The organism is Bacillus sp. JJ864, assembly GCF_036963045.1.
GTDB classification, from domain to species: domain Bacteria; phylum Bacillota; class Bacilli; order Bacillales; family Bacillaceae_G; genus Bacillus_A; species Bacillus_A pseudomycoides_C.
Window position 1 is genome coordinate 518 of record NZ_JBALLY010000006.1, and the last position, 23,511, is coordinate 24,028.

Annotated in this window: 18 protein-coding genes, 2 pseudogenes and 1 CRISPR repeat array; of the genes and pseudogenes, 6 read left to right on the forward strand and 14 right to left on the reverse strand. The window is 35.9% G+C overall.

Annotated elements, in window-relative coordinates; genetic code table 11:
- The 4 genes and pseudogenes from V7024_RS01340 to yeiL form a co-directional block, all read right to left on the reverse strand.
- Window positions 1-760 (reverse strand): annotated as a pseudogene (locus tag V7024_RS01340) (RNA-directed DNA polymerase); the annotation flags it as partial.
- 12 nt (window positions 761-772) lie between these two features.
- Window positions 773-1,489, reverse strand: a complete 717-nt coding sequence (locus tag V7024_RS01345; RefSeq protein WP_335514612.1) for an SLATT domain-containing protein — start codon at window positions 1,487-1,489, stop codon at window positions 773-775.
- Window positions 1,490-1,728: 239 nt separating this feature from the next.
- A complete protein-coding gene (locus V7024_RS01350) occupies window positions 1,729-2,649 on the reverse strand; it encodes a restriction endonuclease (protein ID WP_098537618.1) in 921 nt (306 codons plus the stop codon).
- Between the two features lie 437 nt (window positions 2,650-3,086).
- Complete coding sequence (gene yeiL / locus V7024_RS01355) at window positions 3,087-3,758, reverse strand: transcriptional regulator YeiL (protein ID WP_335514617.1); 672 nt, start codon at window positions 3,756-3,758, stop codon at window positions 3,087-3,089.
- An 81-nt stretch (window positions 3,759-3,839) separates the two neighbouring features.
- Here yeiL and V7024_RS01360 point away from each other — a divergent pair, with 81 nt between their 5' ends.
- Window positions 3,840-5,012, forward strand: coding sequence for an MFS transporter (locus V7024_RS01360; RefSeq protein WP_335514621.1), 1,173 nt, complete (start codon window positions 3,840-3,842; stop codon window positions 5,010-5,012).
- A gap of 491 nt (window positions 5,013-5,503) precedes the next feature.
- Here the strand turns inward: V7024_RS01360 and yjeM are convergent, their stop codons facing one another.
- From yjeM to V7024_RS01395, 7 genes are all read right to left on the reverse strand, one after another.
- A complete protein-coding gene (gene yjeM, locus V7024_RS01365; protein ID WP_335514625.1) occupies window positions 5,504-7,006 on the reverse strand; it encodes a glutamate/gamma-aminobutyrate family transporter YjeM in 1,503 nt (500 codons plus the stop codon).
- Window positions 7,007-7,666: 660 nt separating this feature from the next.
- A complete protein-coding gene (locus tag V7024_RS01370; RefSeq protein ID WP_335514628.1) occupies window positions 7,667-9,385 on the reverse strand; it encodes an NAD-dependent malic enzyme in 1,719 nt (572 codons plus the stop codon).
- A gap of 230 nt (window positions 9,386-9,615) precedes the next feature.
- Complete coding sequence (locus V7024_RS01375; RefSeq protein ID WP_335514631.1) at window positions 9,616-10,584, reverse strand: 2-keto-3-deoxygluconate permease; 969 nt, start codon at window positions 10,582-10,584, stop codon at window positions 9,616-9,618.
- Window positions 10,585-10,815: 231 nt separating this feature from the next.
- Entirely contained in the window at window positions 10,816-11,523 is a 708-nt protein-coding gene (locus V7024_RS01380) for a response regulator (protein ID WP_335514634.1), read from the reverse strand.
- A complete protein-coding gene (gene dcuS / locus V7024_RS01385; protein ID WP_335514637.1) occupies window positions 11,520-13,121 on the reverse strand; it encodes a DcuS/MalK family sensor histidine kinase in 1,602 nt (533 codons plus the stop codon). The genes V7024_RS01380 and dcuS overlap by 4 nt, the downstream gene beginning before the upstream one ends.
- A gap of 506 nt (window positions 13,122-13,627) precedes the next feature.
- The gene (locus V7024_RS01390) at window positions 13,628-14,233 is read right to left on the reverse strand and encodes an SAM-dependent methyltransferase (protein ID WP_335514640.1); all 606 of its coding nucleotides are present in this window, start codon (window positions 14,231-14,233) and stop codon (window positions 13,628-13,630) included.
- A gap of 200 nt (window positions 14,234-14,433) precedes the next feature.
- Window positions 14,434-14,766: a hypothetical protein gene (locus V7024_RS01395; protein WP_335514643.1), complete on the reverse strand. Its 333-nt coding sequence runs from the start codon at window positions 14,764-14,766 to the stop codon at window positions 14,434-14,436.
- A 195-nt stretch (window positions 14,767-14,961) separates the two neighbouring features.
- Here V7024_RS01395 and V7024_RS01400 point away from each other — a divergent pair, with 195 nt between their 5' ends.
- Both V7024_RS01400 and V7024_RS01405 read left to right on the forward strand, forming a co-directional pair.
- The gene (locus tag V7024_RS01400; RefSeq protein ID WP_335514646.1) at window positions 14,962-15,507 is read left to right on the forward strand and encodes a helix-turn-helix domain-containing protein; all 546 of its coding nucleotides are present in this window, start codon (window positions 14,962-14,964) and stop codon (window positions 15,505-15,507) included.
- A gap of 41 nt (window positions 15,508-15,548) precedes the next feature.
- Window positions 15,549-16,030: pseudogene (locus V7024_RS01405) on the forward strand (IS630 family transposase).
- Between the two features lie 455 nt (window positions 16,031-16,485).
- Here the strand turns inward: V7024_RS01405 and V7024_RS01410 are convergent.
- Window positions 16,486-17,031 (reverse strand): hypothetical protein, encoded by a 546-nt coding sequence (locus V7024_RS01410; RefSeq protein WP_335514649.1) that lies wholly within the window; start codon window positions 17,029-17,031, stop codon window positions 16,486-16,488.
- A 343-nt stretch (window positions 17,032-17,374) separates the two neighbouring features.
- Between V7024_RS01410 and V7024_RS01415 the strand changes: the two genes are divergently transcribed.
- Window positions 17,375-18,790 (forward strand): S8 family peptidase, encoded by a 1,416-nt coding sequence (locus V7024_RS01415; RefSeq protein WP_335514652.1) that lies wholly within the window; start codon window positions 17,375-17,377, stop codon window positions 18,788-18,790.
- A 55-nt stretch (window positions 18,791-18,845) separates the two neighbouring features.
- Here the strand turns inward: V7024_RS01415 and V7024_RS01420 are convergent, their stop codons facing one another.
- Together V7024_RS01420 and V7024_RS01425 are read right to left on the reverse strand one after the other, a co-directional pair.
- Window positions 18,846-19,121, reverse strand: coding sequence for a hypothetical protein (locus tag V7024_RS01420; protein WP_335514654.1), 276 nt, complete (start codon window positions 19,119-19,121; stop codon window positions 18,846-18,848).
- Between the two features lie 420 nt (window positions 19,122-19,541).
- Window positions 19,542-20,648, reverse strand: coding sequence for a M20 peptidase aminoacylase family protein (locus V7024_RS01425; RefSeq protein ID WP_335514657.1), 1,107 nt, complete (start codon window positions 20,646-20,648; stop codon window positions 19,542-19,544).
- Between the two features lie 221 nt (window positions 20,649-20,869).
- Between V7024_RS01425 and V7024_RS01430 the strand changes: the two genes are divergently transcribed.
- On the forward strand, window positions 20,870-21,979 hold the full coding sequence (locus tag V7024_RS01430; protein WP_335514659.1) for a mandelate racemase/muconate lactonizing enzyme family protein: 1,110 nt from the start codon (window positions 20,870-20,872) through the stop codon (window positions 21,977-21,979).
- Between the two features lie 13 nt (window positions 21,980-21,992).
- On the forward strand, window positions 21,993-22,697 hold the full coding sequence (locus V7024_RS01435) for a GNAT family N-acetyltransferase (RefSeq protein WP_335514662.1): 705 nt from the start codon (window positions 21,993-21,995) through the stop codon (window positions 22,695-22,697).
- A gap of 341 nt (window positions 22,698-23,038) precedes the next feature.
- Window positions 23,039-23,457: direct repeats of the CRISPR family, unit length 29 nt; unit sequence ATTTACATTCCACATAGTTAATGAATAAC.
- Window positions 23,458-23,511 lie beyond the last annotated feature (54 nt).

Sequence of the window (23,511 nt, forward strand, 5' to 3'; positions counted from 1 at the left end):
TTTCATTCATTTCACCATCCAGATAAACAATAAACATATCATCTACAAATCGTATTAAAAAAAGATTTTCTCTTTCCAAAGTTCTATGCATTTTTGAATCAAAGTCTAATAAATAGAACTGTGATAATATAGATGAAGCCATAGAGTAATGAAATTGTGGTAGATATTCAAACCCACAAAAATCAAAAAAATAGTCCAAATCATTTATTACACTTTGTTCACCTAAATAGGCTCTTAACCTATTAATAAGTGATTTCACTTTAATAGAATTAAAAAAATCCTGTATATCCACTTTTAAAACCGGCATACCAAAATATTTTTCTCTTTCTTCTTGAAATAATCTATAGCTAGTGTTAAATTTTGCATTCTTTGGAATATCTTCTTTTGAATGCATATCTAAAAATCCTGAATAAAATATATCCATCCGTTCTTTGGAAAAATTCAGCTTACCATTACCATTTAAAAATAAATCAGCTATTTTAAAAACTATATATGTGTAGTAGGTATAATATAACGGATTAATTAAATGCATATTTCTCGGCGTAAAATAGTCATTTTTATATACAAAATCACGAGCTTTTTTTACTGGATTCGTTTCACAAAATTCTCCAACGCTTTTTTCCATTTCATTTTTAATACCCTTAAGCCCATATTCTCTAAGGATATTTATATTAGCAATTGTTTGAGGATTAAATATTTTTGTTTTCGACATAGATAAGATATATCTATAGGTTAGTTCTGAAATCTTATTATTTTCCACTTATATATACACTCACTTTACAAATATTAACAAAACCATTACTAAAACTATAGGAATAAAAACAAAAAACTTATTAAGATTCAATATAATATTATCGACAGTAAAATCCTTCACTTCTTTTAAATCCAACTCATTTTGGGGTGCATCATTTAAATCTTCACTTTCGTCTTTTCCTTCTAAATCTTTGACTTTTTTTTCTTGTAATTTTATATTAATCTGATTAAATTTACTCTTTTCATTATCAACTGGATCATGATTTTCATTATTTTTTAAAGTGGATTGATATTCAAACATTATGATATTAAATGAATCAATTAAAGCTTGTTCATCATTCGTGTTTCCCTTAACATTATGATTTAATATTAGTCCCTTTAATTTTAAAATTAAATCTTCTAGATCCAATTGATGATAATGAACTTTAAGAGCTCTCTCATTATAATTAAGTTCATTAATATAGTATTGTACTAATATTACATATATAGAAAAAACGCCTGACATTAAGCTAAAAATTGATTTCCCAAATAACGGGTGTATTTCTTTACCACCTAAAGACAATAATACAAAAATTACCGCTTCAATATTCAAAAAGAAAAAAATCAACTTCCATTTATCACTATAGCCTTTTAATCTAATACTCATTTCAATTCGATTATTTCTTGTTTTATTTAATGTGTTAATCTTTTTTTCAATCTCAGACAGAATTGTGATTTCTCTATAGCTTTTTTTCATACATTACTACCTCCGTACATTACTATCTATAACGTATATTCCCTATATGATATTAATTAATATTAATAAATATATTTTTATTATAAAAAATCATTGAAAGTCCATTATTAATTAACAAAAATAACCTCTCTCATGAATCTTATATTAATTATAAAATTCATGATATATATATTATTAAAACTTCTAAATCGCCTCTCTACCATCACTTGTAATACGTTCTTCCTCAAATCATTTTAAAGTTAGTCATTTAGTAATTTTTCGACTTTTAAATATATATTCCCAGTCTGAGCAGCATGCCGCCTTTTCCTTACAATAAGAGATACTATATCGATTCGATTTTCTAAAACCGCCAATAAATCCATTCCGTCCATTAATAATATTGTACTCCGTCCTAATGAATAAATTTTCACCGCATCTTCAGAAAAGCCATTTATTGAAAGAAAGAGCCCTAATGTATTATCTAATTTACGACTAATCTTTCCTGAAAAAGCATCTAAATCTGAAGCATTAACCGCATAACTTTGCCATTTCGCTTCAAATAAATAATCAGTTCCTTCTAAAGAAAAAGCACCATCAATTTGTTCTCCTATATTACGAAAAGAAGCCCTTGGATCTAAATCAAATAATTCGAATATATTATATAAGACTTTTTCAAGTTCAAACCCCCTGCGATGATGATCTTTGGATATCACTAACTTTGAATATATTTGTTTTATCTCATCAAGGCGTGTCAATAAAGCTTGGCTTGATTTAATCTTCTCCATATTCTCTATTCTTTTTTTTCTTATTACTGCTTCTTTCTTTAATTGTGCATCATGATCCTCAATTATCCTTTTCAAATCATATACGGATGCCTTAGCTCTTTCCGCTTTACGTTTTCCATCTTCAATTTGTTCTAAATGACGAAAACTTGTCATTTGGGTTACCTCGTATAGTATCCTACGAATATCCCCAAGATTTCTCTCTTGATTTTTCATAAGCTCATCGATAATATCTGAAACAATTTGTCTCTTATAATTACTCCAATCAACCTTATGAATTATTGTTTTATCACTAATACAATTTAATAAAAAACCTTTCAAATCGTTTTTATACCAATAAATATTACAAAGAGCTTCTTTTAAATATTGAATAGCTGAAGCTGAAATTTTAATTTCCATAAAGAAACCACCCCATAGCGCTTGTGAGATAAACTAGAACATCAAATTATACATTTCCTTTAATAAAAAAACTGCCAAAAATATATACTAAATTTATACTTTATACATTATTTTACCTCATCTAAACTTTTACAACAATTAACATTTTAAATAATAAAAAAAGAACGCCCAAATTATCTACCTAGGACGCTCTTCCATATAAACACTAATAAATGTTAATTACTCTTTATAAAAAACTTATTTCTATTTAGCTATTATAAAACTATATTATGAAAAATAATTGAATGGAATTTCTAACTCAAACCTACGCTTTACTATCACTTGTGATACGGTTCACCGTGATTAATCTAAGTGAGGTTCATTAAAATTAAGGTTTTTATCGGAGTAAACGTCTGTTCTTTTATTTTGGCATAACACTATTTATGAATCGCAGTTAGTTATTTATTCCTCAACATCTCAGCAAGTTCATATAGTAGGTTGTGCTGCTGAATGCGATAGTGACGCCCTTCCTTTTGCAAATACCCTTTGTCGCAAAATTGTGCAAGCACATGTAATAAATGTCGATAGGAGACGCCTAAAAAATCACAAACAGTTACGTGTTTCTCCTTATAGACCTCTTCATCCGAGGTTTGCAAAATAAAATCCGCAAGCCGGTTTTCAAGCGGGAAGGCGAGACTATACGAATACTTTGCAGCCATTTTTGTTGCTTTTACACTTAAAATCTTGGTTAGTTCACGTAAAAATTTTGCATCTTCTAACATTTGTGCGCGACAGCGATGAAAAGGAAGCGCAAAGCAAATGGTCTTAGTGGAGGTTTGGATCCCTTTTGTATAGTACACCTCATTTAATAATTCCATTTCCCCAATATAATCATTCGCATTAATAAAATTAATTAAGGAAACCTTCCCATTTTGATGCGTTACATAAATTTTTGCTTTTCCTTCAATGACATAAAATAAAAAATCCGGTCGCATGCCTTCTTGAATAATCCATTCATCGCGTTTATATTCATGCACTTCTATAAACTCTTCAATCGCAAAAGAAAATAAATGCGCAATGGAGTACTCATTCAAATATCTTTGCCTTTTCTCATTTTTATAAATTTCCATAATCCACCTCAAAAATGTGAGATATCTCATATTATTGTACGTATCTCCATGTTATCATGCAAACAATGAGGGGGATACAGAATGAACACACAACGCTGGATGAGTAGACAGTTTTTTAGTTTTTATATGACATGGGGCATTTTTCTACCCTATTGGACAGGATGGATGATTCATATAAAAGGGCTTACGCTTTCACAAGCTAGTTTGATTATGAGCTTAGGTTTGGTTGCAAGAGGCCTTTCTACATTAATTGCGTTTCCTTATTTATCGAGGAAATTTAGTAGTAAAACCTTATTAAATGGGATGGCAATCGGCACGCTAATTGCTATTCTGTGTTGTATTCCAGCGAGTTCCTTTGTTAGCTTACTTGTGGTAACGTTACTTTTGAATTTTATTTACCCAGCGTTGATGCCTGCTTTAGATAGCGCAGCTGGCTTACTTGCGCAAAGGAATCAATTAAGACATTATGGGAAGAGCCGTTCGTGGGGATCCATTGGGTTTGTCGTGGCAGGTATGATCTTAACCATCTTTACAGGGGCGTTTGGGGATGAAGTGATTTTATGGGCGCTGTTACTCGGCACATTGGTATTCTTGTGTCTTGGTTTTATGCGTGCACCCGTTATTTTATCTAAAAAACCGCAAGCGGATCAAACAAAAAAAGGCGGTATGTTGGAATTATTTCGCATCAAACACTTTGGTTTGGTGCTCGTCATTGTGATTTTACTGCAAGCGGCACACGCTTCTTATTACAGCTATGGCTATATTTTTTTACAAGATATTCACGCACCCAAATATTTAATTGGGTTAATTATTAACATTGCCGTAATCGCGGAAATCATTTTTTTCTCAATCGCAGATCGGAAGTTTCAAAACTTTTCAGTAGGCTCCTTACTTGCACTGGCAGCACTTGGTTCTTCCGTACGTTGGATATTAGTATTTGCCTTTCCTAATGTAATTGTTTTTTGTATCGCGCAAACCTTGCATGCATGCTCATTTGCGATGGGGCATTATGCCTTTATGAAATACCTAGTCAAAAACATTTCACATACACAGATTCCGAAAGCACAAGGCATATATTCAGCGCTGGCTCTTAGCTGGAGCACTGCCGTATTTACAATTTTCGGTGCCTATTTATACGAAATTGAGCCAAGATATGCCTTTATCGGGATGATTGTTTGTACCATACCGTCGATGCTGCTTGCACTTGTTTATCGGAATTTGGAACATAAAAAGAAAGCAGCAGTTTTTATTTAGTTTGTTTATTTAAAACTATACGAAGCTAAACCGATCTTATATGCCGCACAAATCTTCGGATATTCAAGCAGCGGCATATTTTCGTTTTTCCTAATGCTTAAGATCATTATAGAGCATTAGGTAATACTGGGTTATTATAAAGCAGGCTTGTCCATTTTGGACAAGCCTATTAACTTACCATCAATTTTATCCCGCTATTCGTGGGCAGTAAGAGCCCGATTGGTGAGAGCTTTCCATCAGTGGGGGATGAAAAAAACCCCCACTGATGGAAGTTTCACTTTATTTAATGCATCCTTTCCTACATAAATCCTAGATCTCTTTTTCATTACTAAAAAATGCATACCAGGATGCAACCTCATTTACTTATGATAAGATTCACCGTAACAAATCTAAATGAGGTGCTTTAGACAAGAAAAAAAGTGAAGCCATATTGTGCTCCACTTCACTCTTTATCTTTTTGAATTTTAAGGCTAACTTATTTTCTTTTGTTTCTACTTTTCTATATCATGTATTTTTTCATATTTGCTATACATTAACCATGCAACAACTGAGAAAATAACGGGTCCAGCCACACTCCAAATGGTTGTTTGCATATCCCCTTCTAAAGCTGGCTGTACGATACTAAAGAAATTTGCAAGTCCAACTGTTAGAACAACAATCCATGTCCAAAGATTTGCGCTCAATTGCGTTTTATATACGATAAACGGCTTATTGATTTCCACTTTTTTCTTAAAATACGGGAATGCAAGTGCTATAAATATATACGGTATTGTCATAGCCACGTTAGTCATCGAAACGAGTATGTTAAAGAATGCGGCCATTGTGCTTCCACCGAAAGCGATTAGTGCGATCATTACACAAACAATAGCAGCTTGAATCCACATAGCATTAACAGGCAGCCCATTCTTTGTTTCACCGATTTTTCCAGGCCACAATCTCTTAGGTGTTCCTTCAATCATCTGCTTTAACGGTGAAAACATCAAGGTAAAGAACGCACCGGACAGTGCCAAGAACATTGAAAGTCCAATGTATCTTGCAACCCCAAATCCCAAAGCCGTAGCTGTAGCATGGCTTGCTCCAAAAGCGGTACCTAGTGAGTAGCCTAAATTGGCCATAACTATATAACTTGCGTTTCCTAGGTTAACATTCGCAATACCCATTACAGATGCCCAGTTTGTGAATATTCCAATTAATAGTATTCCTAATGAATACCCTACAGAGATTATGGCTGCAGATAAAAGAATTCCTTTCGGAAACGTTTTTTCTGGATTTTCTGTTACATCCACTAAACCGCCTACTGCTTCAAGTCCACCATAAGCGAAGAGGGCATATACTACAAATGCTAACGAAGCAATAATATCTCCTGCATATTGAGGATTTGGTGTTTGAGTAAATGAATGTAATCCTGTAATCGGCTGCGCCAAATGTCCATGATTACCTATAAGTACTACTATTGCACCAATCCAAAGAAATACATTCAATAACAAGACTGCAGTACCACCTAAAGAGGTTACTTTTTTAATTTTATCCAGACCCTTAGTTGATGTATAGGTTACTATAAGAATCCATACAATTCCTAAAACCCCCAGAACCTGAGGTCCTCGAAGATTAAATAAAGTCCAGCTTTGTGTTGTATCTTGTCCAAAGATAGCATTTGACACCGGAACCCACATACCGGATGCGACATTGACCATCCAAGTTATATAAGAAAAATACCACATGAACGTTCCTATAAATGCAAATTTTGGACCGATGGATTTTTCCATCCATGAGTAGATACCACCCTTTTCCTCTTTAAAGGCGGAACCAAATTCAGCTACCATTAATGCAAAAGGAACAAAGAAGGTTATGGCTGAAAATATGTACCAAGGAATAGCGGCATAACCCATCTTATAAAATGATCTTGGAATGTTGTTGAATCCATAAACAGAAGTAAAAATCATTAATACTAGGGATACTAAAGTCAACTTTTTGATTATGTTTGTGTTTGACACACATTTTCCCCCCTAATTATAGTTATCATATAACTTCAACACGGAATGTTTACTTCGTATAATCATACTTAATCCTACATTTAAAAATAGAGAAGCATTTCCAGCCAACGTAAGTAAACGATAAAATCGCTTTCTTTCCTTGCTTTTTTATTATATCCAAATTGCACTATAGCTACTATAATCCACTGTTACAATCATATGAACACATTCTAACACTATTAACCTCCCCGAATGACTGCCGTATTGACTACTTTCTCGCCTTCGGCTGCGTCAAGACCGATCCCCAAAACTAAGCTATTATCCTTTAATAGATGCTGATCCCCCAACACCCTGTTAATAACCATAAGATGCTAACGAAGCAGATGGCTGTTTTTTTCTCATATAGATGAACTCCTATAGCTGAACTTCTTCCTTACTATGGATATGAGTAACGTAAGTAGTGGAATAAAGAAAATAAAGGCATAACTTTCAAAAGAAACATATTTTCCAAATTGTTCAATTTTGAACTCGGAGGAAAAAAATATGCCAAAAACTTAATGGAAGATTTCCCAAAAAAGGATTAGCCCATTTAATCTAGTTGATTACAAAAAATGCCTGTCACTGCCTGGAATACCGAAAGTTCGATCAATTACCAGGAGTACAGGCATTTTATTTAACTATTTAATATGCATAGGAATTAATCTTTGTCCAAATACCTACACTCTTAATTTCTTTATACTCAGGTTTCCACATAGCATCTTCAATAGCATTCTCAACATCTTGAATATCTATTCTTGCAATTCCTTCGTGTATTGCAGCATGGGCTACTTCAATGGCTACGTATTTTGAGACTTCATGAAGCTTTTCAATGGATGGCAGCAGGGATGCGCCTGATGCGCTGGTATCTGACATTTTGGCAACTGCATTGGCTGCTGCTGCGAACATTCCTTTTGAGATGATTTCAGCTTTTGCAACAATTGCTCCAAGTCCAAGCCCCGGGAATACAAATGCGTTGTTTGACTGCCCGATTTCATAGGTAACACCTTTGTATTTTACATCGGCAAAGGGGCTGCCAGTCGCAATTAACGCCTTGCCATCTGTCCATTTGATTAGGTTTTCTGGCACTGCTTCAGCCAGCGCAGTCGGGTTGGACATTGGCATGATGATTGGACGTTCAACGTGCTTGGCCATCTCTTTTATAATATCCTCAGTGAAGGCACCGGCTTGTCCGGAAGTACCAATCAGGATGGTTGGCTTCACCCTTCGAACTACTTCCATTAATGAAATGATCCCTTCCTCATTCTTATCCCAGTCCTTAACTTCATCCACCTGTCTTGTATAAGGCTTCTGGAAGTTCAGAACATCTGGTGTTTCATCTGTTAGTAGACCCCGATAGTCAACAGCCCAGAAACGATCATAGGCTTCTTCTCTAGTCAACCCTTCTAGAACCATGGCATCTGCCATTTGGTCTGCGTTACCAATGCCGGCAGCCCCCGGTCCAAAGACAACAATGCGCTGGTCCTTCAGGGATTCTCCTGTTACTTTCAAAGCAGACATAATAGCAGCAAGAGTAACAGCACCTGTTCCCTGGATGTCATCGTTGAAGGTAAGGATTTTGTCACCGCATTTGTCCAAGATTTTTCGCGCATTGACGTTGCCAAGGTCCTCCCAGTGAATAAGAACCTCTGGAAAGAACTTTCTTGCAGTCTGAATGAATAAATCAATGAATTGATCATAACGCTCACCGCGGACACGTGCGAATTTGTTGCCGACATACATAGGGTCTGCAATCAAAGTCTGATTGTTCGTGCCAACATCCAACACGACTGGCAGAACACGGCTCGGATCAATCCCAGCTGCAGCCGTGTACACGGCAAGTTTACCAATCGCAATATTAATACCGCCTATCCCTTGGTCCCCAATACCAAGAATGCTTTCAGAGTCGGTAACGACGATTAAATCAATACCATTTTTGGGCTTTCCTAGATTATAAAATGCCTTTTCAATGCCCTCAGGATCATCAATGGAAAGATATAAGCCACCTGGGCGACGGTAGCTATGGGAGTATGACTGGATTGCATCACCGACAGTAGGAGTGTAGATGATAGGGAGCATTTCTGCCAGGTGTTCTTTCAAAAGACGGTAAAACAAGACAACATTGCGGTTATATAAATCATAAAGCAACCCGTTTTTGAACAGATTCGTCGTCTGCATCGAATATTGTTCATAGATCCTATTAACTTGTTCATCAAGGGTGAGTACTTGTGGAGGTAACAGACCTTCAAGTCCAAGGTCTTCCCTTTCCTCTTTCGTAAAAGCTGTTCCTTTATTCAAAAAAGGATTGGAGAGAACTTCTTTTCCTTTTATTGTAGTAATAATAACATTCTCAGGTACATTCATGGTGTTTCCTTCCTTCCTTCTATCTTAAAATAGCTATTCCGACAATACCGCAACCATGTTAATAAAATTTTCCTTATCCCACTAGTTTTTTTAACTTAATGACCCTTTTTTGTAACTAAACAAAGTAGACAGTGAAACCGCTGACTGCTTTGTCTTTGTTTCATTTTCAAATTGGCTTAAAAGCTTCAGCAGCATGATGGCCAGGATAACAGTAGATTTTTACTTTATTGTCATGCTGCCCCTGCAATTGATTTTTTAGCTTTTTTCTTTTCGGACATTTTAAATGCATAACTAACAATAATCGGACAGACTATTGCAGATATTACACATGCTGCTGCAACTTGTGCAGTAGCTCCTGGTGCTATTGAAGCTAAGGTTGGATCTGCTGCTGCAACAACAGCTGGTGTAGCTACAGCATTTCCTGCAGTTGACCCTGTTGCTAAACCAACGATAGGATTTTCTTTAAATAACTTCAAAAGTACGTAAGCTCCAATTCCAGTGAATGCAGCTACTAATCCTAGTAATATGCCAGGACCTCCCGCTTTTATAATAGTTGAAAGATTCATTCCTGCACCTAATGGGAATGAGAAGAATGGAATTAATAATAATTTACTGCTTCCAAGGAACTTTCTCATATCAGAATCAATATTTCCTAAAATCATTCCTATTACTATTGGAATTAATACTCCTACAAGTGTTTGAAAAGGAATTGTGGCAAGGCCGGATGCACCTAATGCAACTAATGTGAAAAATGGACCATCTTTTAAAGAAAATACAGCATATGCGCCTACATCAGTTTCGTCACCATACGATGAAGCAAGAGATGCATATAATCCACCATTAGCATTTAATAACGCTGCAAGGATGGCTAATGGTGATAATCCTAGTACTCCGGCAGGCCCAAAAATCATTGCTACAGTTAAACCTATACCAGCACCTATTATAAATTTTCCTGTTAATAATATTGCACCTTTTTTTATTGCCTTTGGTGCTAATTTGAAATTAATTTGTGAACCAATTAAAAACATAAAACATGCCAAAATGGTAGATGATGCTTCTTTACTGAATAATGCCGTTGTAAAACTTCCAATTTTTAAAAATTGCGGAAAAAATGTATTTGTTAATACTCCTAAAAAAAGTGGAACAACCATCATACCACCTGGAATTTTATCAAGCGTTTTCTTAATTGGAATTTGCATTTTTAACCCTCCTAAAGTAGTTTTTATAATCTCGAACGGAACCCGTTATTTTACCAATTATTCCAATAATTGAAGAAAGCGGTTCCGATTTTCTCGCATCTTGTACTATGTTTTAATCTCCCTTTGTTTTGTTACATGTCTATCATATTCGTAAGGAAAGCGTTTTCATAGTTTATGAAAGTTTAATAATCCTTTTTGTAAATAAAAAAAGTAAGCAGTTTCAAAAACTGCTTACAAAAAGTTTTTTATTAGGTGTTCCTTATATTGGTTATATTCATGCTGATACACAGGCCGTCCGATTGTTCCATAGATGACTTTGACTTCAAGTATTCCTAAGTCCTTTAGGAAGTTAAGGTACTTTCTTGCTGAAACCTTTGAAATGCCTACAACATTAGCTACTTCATCAGTGGAAAAAGGCCCCCGCTTCAACTCTTGAACCGCATCCCATATCTGCTTTAAGGTATCCTTGGTTAATCCCTTTGGGAGTTCCTCTGCGATTACGGCTTCTTCTCTGTGCAAAAGTAAGTGATCGAGTTCCTGCTGACTTACCGAATCCTGTTTATCAATTAACCGAGTTTGCTCAAGGTAGGCAGCAAGTGCAGCGTTAAACCGATCAAACTCGAAAGGCTTAATTAAATAGTCGACAACACCATACCTTAATGCCCTCTTAATTCGTTCAAGATCTGAGGCCGCTGAAATAATGATGACATCACTTTCAAGATCATTTTTCCGAAGGTACGATAACAGCTCCAGGCCCTGTTTTCCCGGCATAAAAATATCCAGAAGAATGAGCTGAATATCATTCTTTCCTAAAAGTTTGATGCCTTCAGCAACTGAATTGGCTATTGCAACTAAACGGAACCCGGCAATTTTAGAAAGGTACTGCTTATTGATTTTTGCTACCATCGGGTCATCTTCAACAATCATTACATTAATCATTTCCATACATCCTCTGCTTTATAAGGTATATATACAGCAAAATTCGTTCCCTTTCCAGGCTTGGACGAAATAATCAGGTCCCCCTCCAGTCTTTCAATTGCCTGTGCCAACAGGTATAATCCGAACCCACGGTGATTTCCTTTCGTTGAAAAGCCTTTATTCAATATTTTGTTTTGGAGTGAATTCGTCATTCCCACTCCTGTGTCTTTAACCTCTATTGTTAAAATATCCTCTGCGTAATCCAGTATAAGGTCGACTTTTTTATTTGGACTGTCTGCAATTGCCTCCATTGCGTTATCGACGAGATTTCCAATTATCGTTATTAAATCATGTGTAATTTCCGAGTTGGCAGGCTTGGGAAGTGTATTTGCGCTATCAAATGAAAGTAAGGCCCCTGATTCTCTTGCAAAGCTTAGCTTGCCAATCAGAAACCCGGCAAGAACCGGATCTTGGACTTTTTTCGTTACAAAGCCCACTTCCGTTTCACGGTGGTTAACGACTTCACTTACATAGTTAGCAAGTGTATCGTATTGTTCAGTACGAACCAGGCCAAGAATGACATGAAGTTTATTCATGAATTCATGAGTCTGAGCACGAAGAGCTTCCGCATAATTGCGTACACCTGTAAGCTGTTCAGCCAAAATTTGAACCTCGGTTTTATCACGGAATGTTGCGATTGCTCCCACCGGCTGATTTTGCACAATCACTGGTACCCTGTTTACTAGAATGGTAACCCCATGCAGGTTCTGTTCTTGGTCGAGCTCTGTCTCACCCGATTTGATAATGCGACTTAACCGGGTCTCTGGCAAATAATCTTCAATGTTCTTCCCTATAGGATTCTCTCCAAGTCCGGCTTTTTTAAAAAGCTTACTGGCTGCCTTGTTTACAAGTGTGATATTCCCTTCTTGGTCGATGGCTATGATTCCCTCACGCACAGACTGAAGCATGGAACTACGTTCTTCAAGCAGCTTAGCAATAGCGATCGGCTCGAGTCCTAAAAGGATTTTTTTGATGTATCTTGCTAGGCACACTGCACCGATTACACCTATTAGGATTCCGATTAACGTCCCTATAACGACCGCCATTCGTCCTTTCTGTACCGCCTTTGTAACGTTCTCTAAAGTAATTCCTACAGCAACCGCACCCACTTGTTTTCCCTGTGAATTTTTTATTGGAGTAAATGCCCGCATGGATCGACCGAGAGTCCCCTTTGAAATGGACACATACTCCTTTCCTTTAAGAACTGGCCCTTCATCTTCTCCCATGAAGGGCTTTCCAACCAATTCGGGGTCCGGATGGGATTGACGGATTCCTTTCATGTCCATAACAACAACGAAGTTGACATTGATCTTTTCTCTAATTTGATTACTAAAAACTTGGACATTTTTCTGGCTTGCTTTCCCTTCAAGGGCTTCAATCACTTGCGGGCTAAGGGCTACCATCTTTGCAACATTGAGGGCCTTTTCTTTCTCTGTTTCTTCCACACTGGAAGTAATTCTTTTGCTTATTATTAAATCAGTTATTCCAAGTGATAATACGACGACAATGCAAACAAATATAATAATAATGGCTTGTAAACTAAGTTTGCCCTTCTTCATAATCTCCTCCAGGTATTATCAAAATTATAGTATGTATAAGACTTATCCCAAAAATGACAAAAGGCCGCTAAGCTCATAAAAAAGCTGTAAGCAGCCTTTATCATTAATCACCGAATCATAAAAAGAAATTTATCCAATTATATTGTAGTACTTGAAAATGGCAGGGCACCTTTTGTAATTAAAAAAAGTGTTTGAGCAGGGAAATAAAACAGGTTTTCAAAAGCAAGGAATAGCTAAAAAAATTATGGAGTTTTACTTGAGCACTCCCTGATAAAACATCCCGCTATCACGGAAAACTCTCAAATTCCTTTTTCAAGTCCCGAAACGGAGGACCGCGTACTTTCGCTTTCTTTTAAAAATAGGTAAACAAGACGGTTTCTTCTGCCATCACAAAAACATAAGATGCTACACTCCTCCTCAAATAGTAAAAAAGACAATATCCCTAAACCGGAAGGATATTGCCATCATAGGTATGATATATATTTAACTTTATTACAAACTAACTACTACCCCAACCGATACACCAAAAACCTTTCATTCAAATTCCGCTCATACAATCCCGGCAATATAACTTCCTCTTTCAATTCAAACGAGGTTTGATTATCTAAAAAATAAATATAATCTTCTGATGGATAATACAAAATCAGCTCTACTTCCCGTTCCACTTGTTCTACTGAAAACAATATATTATTGATAACATTCATAAACACTTGCACCGAAAACGGATTAAAGAAGTAAAATTTATTATCCAGCGAATTAATCTCGTATTCTTGCGCCAAGCAACATTGAAAGTTGATTTTATCTCTACCTTTTTTCTCCTTCTTTATATAGCGATCTCGATTTTCCATCGCTTCTTGATAAAACGTCTCGTTCATTTCTATCCCTACAACAGACGCATGATAGAAATGATGAATATAGAAATTTAATCGTCCTTTCCCGCATCCAAAATCAACAACTCGGTCACTGCTTTTTAAGTCATATTGAGCAAATAATGTTTCGAGTGCGTGATATGGTGTTGGTTCATAACGATGATAATGCAAAGACTTGTAGAACTCTTTTTGTTCTCCTACTGTTTTTATATGTAACACTGCATCGTAATATTGTTCGTTCATGTATTCAGCCTACTCTCTATGAAAAGAACCTTGATATAATTGAGACTCTTTTTTCTACTGCCATGCAATCTAATTTTAGCATATAGGGGTAATTAATATTCTTAAGTTGATAGCAATGTAAGATGACCCCTTAATTCTTAAACGAATAACCGTAACTCTTCTAATACATAACCTCATCCAACCTTTAAAGGCAATTTATTTTATGATAATAATGCCATAAGCCCTACAAGAATAATGCTGAAATCATACCACACAGTTAAGAATAAGAAAGCTAATGAAATGGCTAAACTTAAATGTGTTAACCGTTGTTTACATTTCTCGTCAGACAAAGCTTTTACAGCAAAGCAAATTGCTGTGCAAATAAGAACTAGTTGCGATACATCTAGTATGAGAGCAAATATTCGCTCTGTGCGTGAACAATTACAAGGACTCGTGTAATCAATCGGATTGTCCAATATCATAACCCAGCATAAAACAAATAAAATATTTGCCCCAAGTGCAATAAAATTATATTTACCACTTAGAAATTTCAACGTTAATCTCCTCTCACATATCTCCAAAAATTCTGTTTTTCGCCTTACATTACTCCTTTCATTAAATTAACTAAAACAAAAAATTCCCTATATTTTCCGTATTATATACATCCTACTTAATTTTTCGACACGTTTAAACTCCTAATCTTCTTGTCCATACTGTTCCTAGAGCGAAAGGTGAAGGATCGAAGAAATATGAGAAAAGGATTAACCATTATAAATACGCATGGCTGGACGGTAGAACGTCTTCAAAATTATGAGAAAACCATAAAAAAGGCATCTATGGCAAAGCGAGTAGCGGTCATTCGATTGATTATGCAAGGCTATTATGCGATTCAGGTGGCAGAACTGTTGAATGTACATCGCGAAACAATTTCAGGCTACGTAAAGAAATTTAATCATGGTGGAATAGATGAATTATTACACCGTGATTATTCATCTGGTAAACCACCTTTTCTATCATCTGAAGAAGAACAAGAATTGAGACGGATGACTGAGAACAGCACACCGGCTGAAAAAGGGTATGGCTGTAAATCAGGTTGGGATACAAGAATTTTAAAACATGTAATTGAAAATAAGTTTGGAATTATAATGTCTCGCAATGGAATCGGTGATATGTTGAAACGATGGGGTTTCCGCTATACGCGTCCTACTTATACATTGAAACGTACAAATCCTAAGAAACAAGCCGCTTTTCAAAGAGAGCTTGATATGATAAAAAAAACGCCACAGACGAATTAGTTTTCTTATATGAAGATGAAAGTCATATTCGTGATTATCAAGTGTTACGCTCTACATGGAGTATAAAAGGAAAACAAAAACAGATTCCTACATACGGTCATCATGCGACAGTAAGTTTATTTGGTTGCGTAAATGTCCAAAATGGTGAATTTCCCTGCATGGAAACAAATCAATGTAACGCCCAAACGTTTCTAGCTTTCTTGCGCTACATTTTTATGCAACACAGCAATCAACATGTAGTCATGATTTTAGATAATGCCCGGATTCATCACGAGAAGATTCTAAAACCATTTTTAGAAAAGAACGAACAACGTCTAACACTGCTTTTTTACCACCGTATTCCCCGAATCTTAACGCTATAGAGCGTATTTGGGGATGGCTGAAAGGAAGTGTAATTGCAAATCGATTTCATGCCACACGAAAAGATATTCGAAAGTCAATCGAGTCTTTTATGGAATATCTGAATGCATATCCGAAGAAGGTACTCCAACGAATTGGATCACTAGCCATGTCGGAAAATTAATCGGGATATATATAGATAAGATGAAGGATACAGAAGATTCCGAAAGAATCCTAGATGTGAAAGAAATCAATGGAAAGTGGTACTTTTTTACGGTAATAGTGGAGAATGGCTGCAAACACTTGGGTTGATAAGTATTAGGCAGGCACAGATGGCACTTGGTCTAAGACGAGATAATCTGAACTACATAATAAATATATTGATTAATTTTTAGGTGATGAGTTGCAAAAACTTCATAATGAAGGTCAAATAATTATCGTTGTAATCAGGATATGGATTTACAAACTTTATTTTCTAGAGCAATTGAATAGCTTTTAAATTTTAAAAGAGAAACAGCTAAATATGATGTATTATTTAGCTGTTGTTTTTTAAGATATTTTTCCGTTTTTTAGGAATAATTAATTTCTTAAGTTGATGAGAATGTACGATACCCCTTATAAAATCATTATGTTACTTGATTATAATAATAACATTAGTGACTGAGTGATCCACCATGCAGCAGTTTCGTTACCAACTACTTTTAGAACACCTGCATACACTGCATCTTCTAATGCACCAGTATAATGCTCAACTACTTGTGCAATTGTATATAGAGCAGATTGTCTACCAAGTCTTTCTTTTACAGGTCCTGGAAGTTCATCCCATAATTTTGTGATTGCTTTGGCAGCCCAACTTAATTTTCCGCGTGTTTCAAAGCTACTGTCATCTTTGTTAGCAGCTGCATCTAAAAATACTTGTTTTTCTTCTGGCGTTAAGTTGAAATACTCAGTAATTCCTTCAATCGTCTTAAGGTCAGAAGGACTAATAGATTGTGCTGAAGGATTTGTTGTATTAAGATTTGAGTTTTTCAACAAAATATCTTGAGCAAAATTAACCGTTTGTACAGGTGCTGATTTAGCTTGTACATTGTTACTAACTTCTTCAGCAGCTGCCTTAGTACTAATTAAACCAGTAGATAGTAATGAAACTGTTAGTGCGCTTGCAATAAACTTTGTACCTTTCATAATAAATTCCCCTTAAATTAAAATATTTTTATATTTATCCATCAAGTTATTAATAAACTAGACTGTTAAAATTTAACATGATTTTTTGGGGAAATCAACCATTTTTTACAAAAAATTAAAAATAATTTAATTATTCTATTTTTTATCTGTTAGTCAATTTTTCTTTTTATTGACAATGTCTGGTACAGATGATATTTTTTCGTTGTAACTTTAGACTTAGATATAAAAATGTTTGAAAGGGGCGTAGGAAGGATAGTTTAGTTAGAGTGTCTGAAGTTAATATGAATATAAAACTTTTTATCTAAATGTATTGATTAAAGAGTTTAAGGGGGGGGGATTTATGATGTTTTTCGAAAAAAAACAAGGTGTTAAAGGGTTAAAATTACTTGTCCTTCTCACTGTTTTTTTCTTTTTTGTAGTTCCTGTAAAATTTATTGGAGCTGCTCAAGAGGATAACCATTATACAATTCTATTAAAAGATAATAATGATTATAATAATGTAGTACGATTGGCCAAGGAACAGAATATAGAAGTTGTTTACTCTATAGAGGAATTAGGAATACTACAAGTAAAGACGGATAAAGATAAGATAAAAACTCTGGGAGAAAACTCGTTAATTGATACATACAATCCATCATTACGAACATTGGGTACAAAAATGAATATGAGTGAAAATATACAAACGAATCTACAAGATTCATTATGGGATAAACAGTGGGATATGCATAGAATTACAAATAACGGGGAAAGTTATAAAGTTTATTCTGGGTCTAAAAATGTAACAGTTGGGATTATAGATTCAGGTTTGGATATAGATCATCCGGATTTGAAAACTAATATTGTGGAGGGGTCAAAAAACTTAGTTCCGAAAAAGGGATTTCGCGGAAAAGAGCGTGATGAGTCAGGTGATCCGAATGAATTAACAGATAAGTTAGGGCACGGAACTCATGTTGCTGGTCAAATTGCTGCCAATGGTAAGTTAAAGGGAGTTGCACCGAATATTGGTATAAAATCATATAGAGTATTTGGTGAGCGTACAGCAGAATCCCTGTGGATTGTTAAAGGGATTATTGAAGCTGCAAAAGACGATGTTGATGTAATTAATGTAAGTTTGGGCGATTATTTGATTGATGGTGTAGCTTTTCTTGAACAACAAGATTCGAAAACGAATGTAGCTGAAATAACAGCTTTTAAAAATGCAATTGAATTTGCGGAGAAACAGGGGAGCATTGTGGTTGCGGCAGCTGGAAATAATTCGCTTGATGTGAATAATAAAGACATAATGTATAAGTTTTTACAAAAAAAACTTCGAAATGATGGAATAAAATTAGAAGGGGATGTGTTAGATGTGCCAGCATCTCTACCTGGTGTCGTGACGGTTTCTTCTGTAGGTCCATCGAATGAACTTTCTTTATTTTCTAATTTCGGAGAGGGTTTCATAGATATTGCTGCTCCGGGAGGCGATAATAGATTATTTGAACAGTATGGTTTTGATATTTGGAATGAGCAAAAAATGTATGAAAAGGAAAAAGTAATTAGCACTGGCCCTAATCAAGATTATTTTTATGATGCAGGAAATTCAACTGCTGCTCCAAAAGTATCAGGTGCGTTAGCTTTAATAGTGGGACAACGAAACTTAAAAGATAAACCTAATCAAGCCGTGGAATATCTATATAAACAGGGGGTAGATCATGTTCCGAATGGTACAAGTTCATTTGGACATGGTATCCTTAATGTGTATAAAGTAGTAAGCCAATAATTTATTAAAAAAGCTATCCAATCTAAGAAGATAACAGAGAGGACAGCTTTTTTTGTTATGAAGACTTACCAGCCATATTTGAATAAGTAATAATAATAATGCTAATTACATAATGCATGACAATAATCCAAAAATCAGGTCTAAAAAATGTTATCAAAACAGTTAATGATAGGTTTGTTAAGGCGAAAAGCAAGTATAAAATAAAATCTTGTTTGTTCAAAGCTTTTCTGTTTATAAAAAGGTAAATACATCCTATTGGTGGCAGAAGGAAGCAGAGAAGAAAGACAAATGTTCTTCTGAGAGACCAAGGATATGTAGTGTGATTTTCCATATAATCCTCCTTTGACTTGTATAATTTAATGAATTGATTTCTATTTTATCATGAATGCCATAATGGAAGTCAACTTCATATTTAGAAAAAAAAACATGTAAAGGAAAGATAAGTAAATAATTTTGGTTATGTATAAAGAGGAGCTATAAGCTCCGTTACAAAGCATGAATGGAACTTGCTATATTAATATTCAAACAGAGGTACAACTCTGAGCAAAAAATAATCTGTTAGATGTAAAAGTGAGTGTTCGGTATCAAAAGTATACAAAATTTTTGTTTAGGGGTTATTCAACACCTTAGCTTGATGCAATGGGGTAACACCACATCGCTATCAAGTTAAGAAATTCTTTGTTCCCTAATACCCAAAATTGAACTAGGTCCCTATGAAGAACTAGCCTACCTACTATTACATCTAAAAATACTATTTCAAAACTTCTAACACCGTATTCTTCAAGATTTGTACCCCATCTAATATACAAGAGCGGTCAAATGTCATGTGAGGATGGTGTAACCCTGGTTTTAAATTCGCACCTAATCCTAGCATAACTGCTTTTAAATGAGGCTTTTTCACCGTATAATAATGAAAATCATCACTTCCTGCTGTGCGAAGCGGCGGAGTGCAGCCCTCTACTCCGTATGTTTGCAGAATCCCCTTGCGAAGGAACTGTTCCGCTTCCTCTGATACCACTGCTCCAGGTACATAGTCGACCCAATCATAAGAAATCTTTACACCCATTGATTCTGCTGATTGAATAACGTGTTCAATCTTTTTCTTTAACTCTTCCAACAATCCATTGTTTTCTGCCCGTACATCTAAAGCAAAATGAGCGTTCCCAGGAATGATATTTAAACTTTCACCGCCTGCTTGGCATCTCGTCATTTTAACGGAATAAGAATATTGCGGCGAAAACCATATATTTTTTAATCCCATATTAATCATCGTAACAACATCAATTGCGTTCGTACCTTGATGTGGTCGTGCACCGTGAGCATCAGTTCCAACTATGTGAGCTTCTAAAAAGTCAGCTGCCCCGTGCCGAATAGATGGTGCCGCTTGCTTCAATGATAATTCCTCTATTGGTCGTAAGTGAATGCCAAATAGGAAATCAACGTCATCCACAACGCCTTTCTCCACCATTTTGAGAGCTCCACTTCCCTTTTCTTCTGCCGGCTGGAAAATAAATCGAACTGTTCCCGTTTGCCAATTCGCTTGTTTTAGCTGTAAAATGAGCCCCATCACAATCGTCATATGCGCATCATGACCGCATGAATGATTCGCTTTAAACTCTCCATCCACCTCTTGCCATAATGCGTCCATATCACCTCGAACCGCCACAACCGGTTTCCCGCTCCCCATTTCTGCGATTACACCAGGACAATCATCAAACGTTTTATAAGAAACGCCTTCTTCCTCTAAAAACTTCGTAATATAGGCAGTCGTATTATATTCTTTCCAGCTCACTTCAGGATTCTCATGTAAATGTTGAAAAATCTCGCTTAACCGATCCTGCAAATCTATTTTTTTCACCGTTGTGCTCTCCCTTCTCACATCGCAACCATTTATTCATAACAATCATGTTTCCCCAAAACATATTCAATATTCTTTTAAATGTCAAGAAATAAACACTGATAATTCATAATTGTCCTCATATTTATTTTGAAATATAATATGAGAAAACACCGGAAGAGAAAATCACCTCAGCTATCTCATATTCACAAAAGCATTGTAAACAGAAAGGGGTCTTTTCATTGAAAATTACAGCCATTTATCTTTATGCCATTCGTTTGCCACTGCAAAATCCGTTTATTGTAAGCTACGGCACGTATCCTGATATGCCTTCTATTATTGTCAAACTTGAAACAGATGAAGGCATTGTCGGTTACGGAGAAGGAGTAGCTGACGAACATGTTACAGGCGAAACGTGGGAAAGCACCTTTCATATTTTAAAGCACACATTAGCTCCTGCCTTACTAGGGAAAAATCCAATGAATATCGAGAAAATACATGACATCATGAACCAAACCATTTACGGCGTACCTACTGCCAAGGCTACGCTTGATATCGCTTGCTTTGACATAATGGGCAAAAAGCTCGGACAACCTGTGTACCAATTGATTGGTGGGCGCTATCATGAAGAATTCCCAATTACCCATGTATTAAGCATTGATACTCCAGAGAATATGGCAGAAGAAGCGGCTTCTATGATTAATAAAGGATACCAATCTTTCAAAATGAAAGTCGGCACAGATGTTAAAAAAGATGTGGAAAGAATTGAAGCAGTACGGGAACGAGTCGGAAATGATATCGCCATTCGCGTTGACGTAAACCAAGGCTGGAAAAATAGTGCCACAACATTAACTGCATTACGTTCTCTAAAACATTTAGACATCGATTGGATTGAACAGCCTGTTATCGCCGACGACATTGACGCAATGGCTTACATTCGCTCCAAAACGGACCTTTCGCTTATGATTGACGAAGGTTTAAAAGGGCCACGTGAAATGCTCCAAATTATTCAAAAACAAGCAGCTGATAAAGTAAACATTAAACTAATGAAGTGCGGCGGAATCTACCAAGCTGTCAAACTAGCCCATCAAGCAGAACTGGCTGGAATAGAGTGTCAAATTGGTTCCATGGTCGAATCATCCGTTGCCTCTTCTGCTGGATTCCACGTCGCTTTCTCGAAAAAAATTATTACAAGCGTCGAACTAACAGGACCACTAAAATTCACAAAAGATATCGGAAACCTCTCTTACGATGTACCATTTATTCGCTTAACAGAAAAACCAGGACTAGGCGTTGATGTCGATGAAGATGTACTCAATGAATTAACCGTCTTTCAAGACATTATTCGTTAAAGGAGGCTATATCATGAACATTCTTTATGAAGGAACATTGAAACAAACAAAACAACCATTCAAAGTTGCAACATTATCTTTGCATCACACCGCGCAGATCCTATCCGTACAAAGTGACGTCATTGAAGTGCTCGAAAACAAAGAAAACTTGCAGCCTCTTACATTAGAAGAATTTGAAAATATATTAAGCGGAAATGGCTTGATGATCGGTGCATTCGTAGACGAACAACTCATTGCCTTTCGCGCGCTCTTAGTTCCGCCGCTTGATGAAGATCATTTAGGATTGGATATTGGTTTAACAGGTGAGGAATTAAAACGGGTCATCTATCAAGAAGTATCAAACGTTCATCCACTTTACCGCGGAAACGGGCTTCAAAAAATATTAGCGAAAGTCATTATGGCGCAATTAAAACAGTCTGATCACAACTATGAATATGTTTGCTGTACTGTTGCGCCATTTAATATTCCTAGTTTAAAAGATAAGTTTGCGCAAGGGATGAAGATTGCGGCGCTGAAAGAAAAATATAACGATCGGTTGCGGTATGTGTTTGTGAAAGAGTTGCAGGGTGAGAAACAAAGAGAATGGGTGAATATTGAAAAGCTTCTTATGAGTGATATTGCGGGGCAGCAACGGTTGCTGGGGGATGGGTATCGTGGGTATGAGATGGAAGATCAGGACGGGGAATATTGGGTTTGGTTTTGGAAGAACAATCATTGAGATGAATCTCAAATAGATAAAAAATGAGACACTACAGATAGTAAGTGCCTCACCAGTCTTGCCTAGTAACACCAGGTCAGACTTCCCTTTGACCTATTACTAGGGCTCTTAACAAAGTGGCAACGTTCACCTTATATTACGGTCTGCTGATTCGCTCACACTTCTATTAGAAGTTACTTTGTCACAGGACTTCAACCTTAGCATCTCTCCACCAGTTTGGCTGTCAGTTACTAAGAGACTTGATTCTTTCCTAGACTGAACTTTCAACAAATAAAACAGTGCCCAGCTTAGCTGGGCACGTCATTAAAAAGAGTATTCCATACAATGTTGTATACACCTACAATTACATTCCACATTGTTAATGAATAACAGCGTTCACATATGATGTGACATATAGAATGGGCAAATTTACATTCCACTTAGTTAATGAAAAACAATAAAAAACAGAGATACTATAAGCATTCCCCATTCATTTACATTCCACATTGTTAATGAATAACCTTTTTTTTAAAGCCAGCCTTCCAACCCCAAAAGTTATTTACATTCCACTTAGTTAATGAATAACGAATTACCAAATGAAAAGCAGCGTGTTCCTGGTATATTTACATTCCACATAGTTAATGAATAACTGAAGGGACGATGCCTTACAGCTTCTCCAGTTGTTTCATTTACATTCCACATAGTTAATGAATAACGAATTTTAAAATAGGAATACACGAGAATTATATTTAATTTACATTCCACATAGTTAATGAATAACGATATATGATTCTGCTATATAATTATAGTCAACTTGATTTACATTCCACATAGT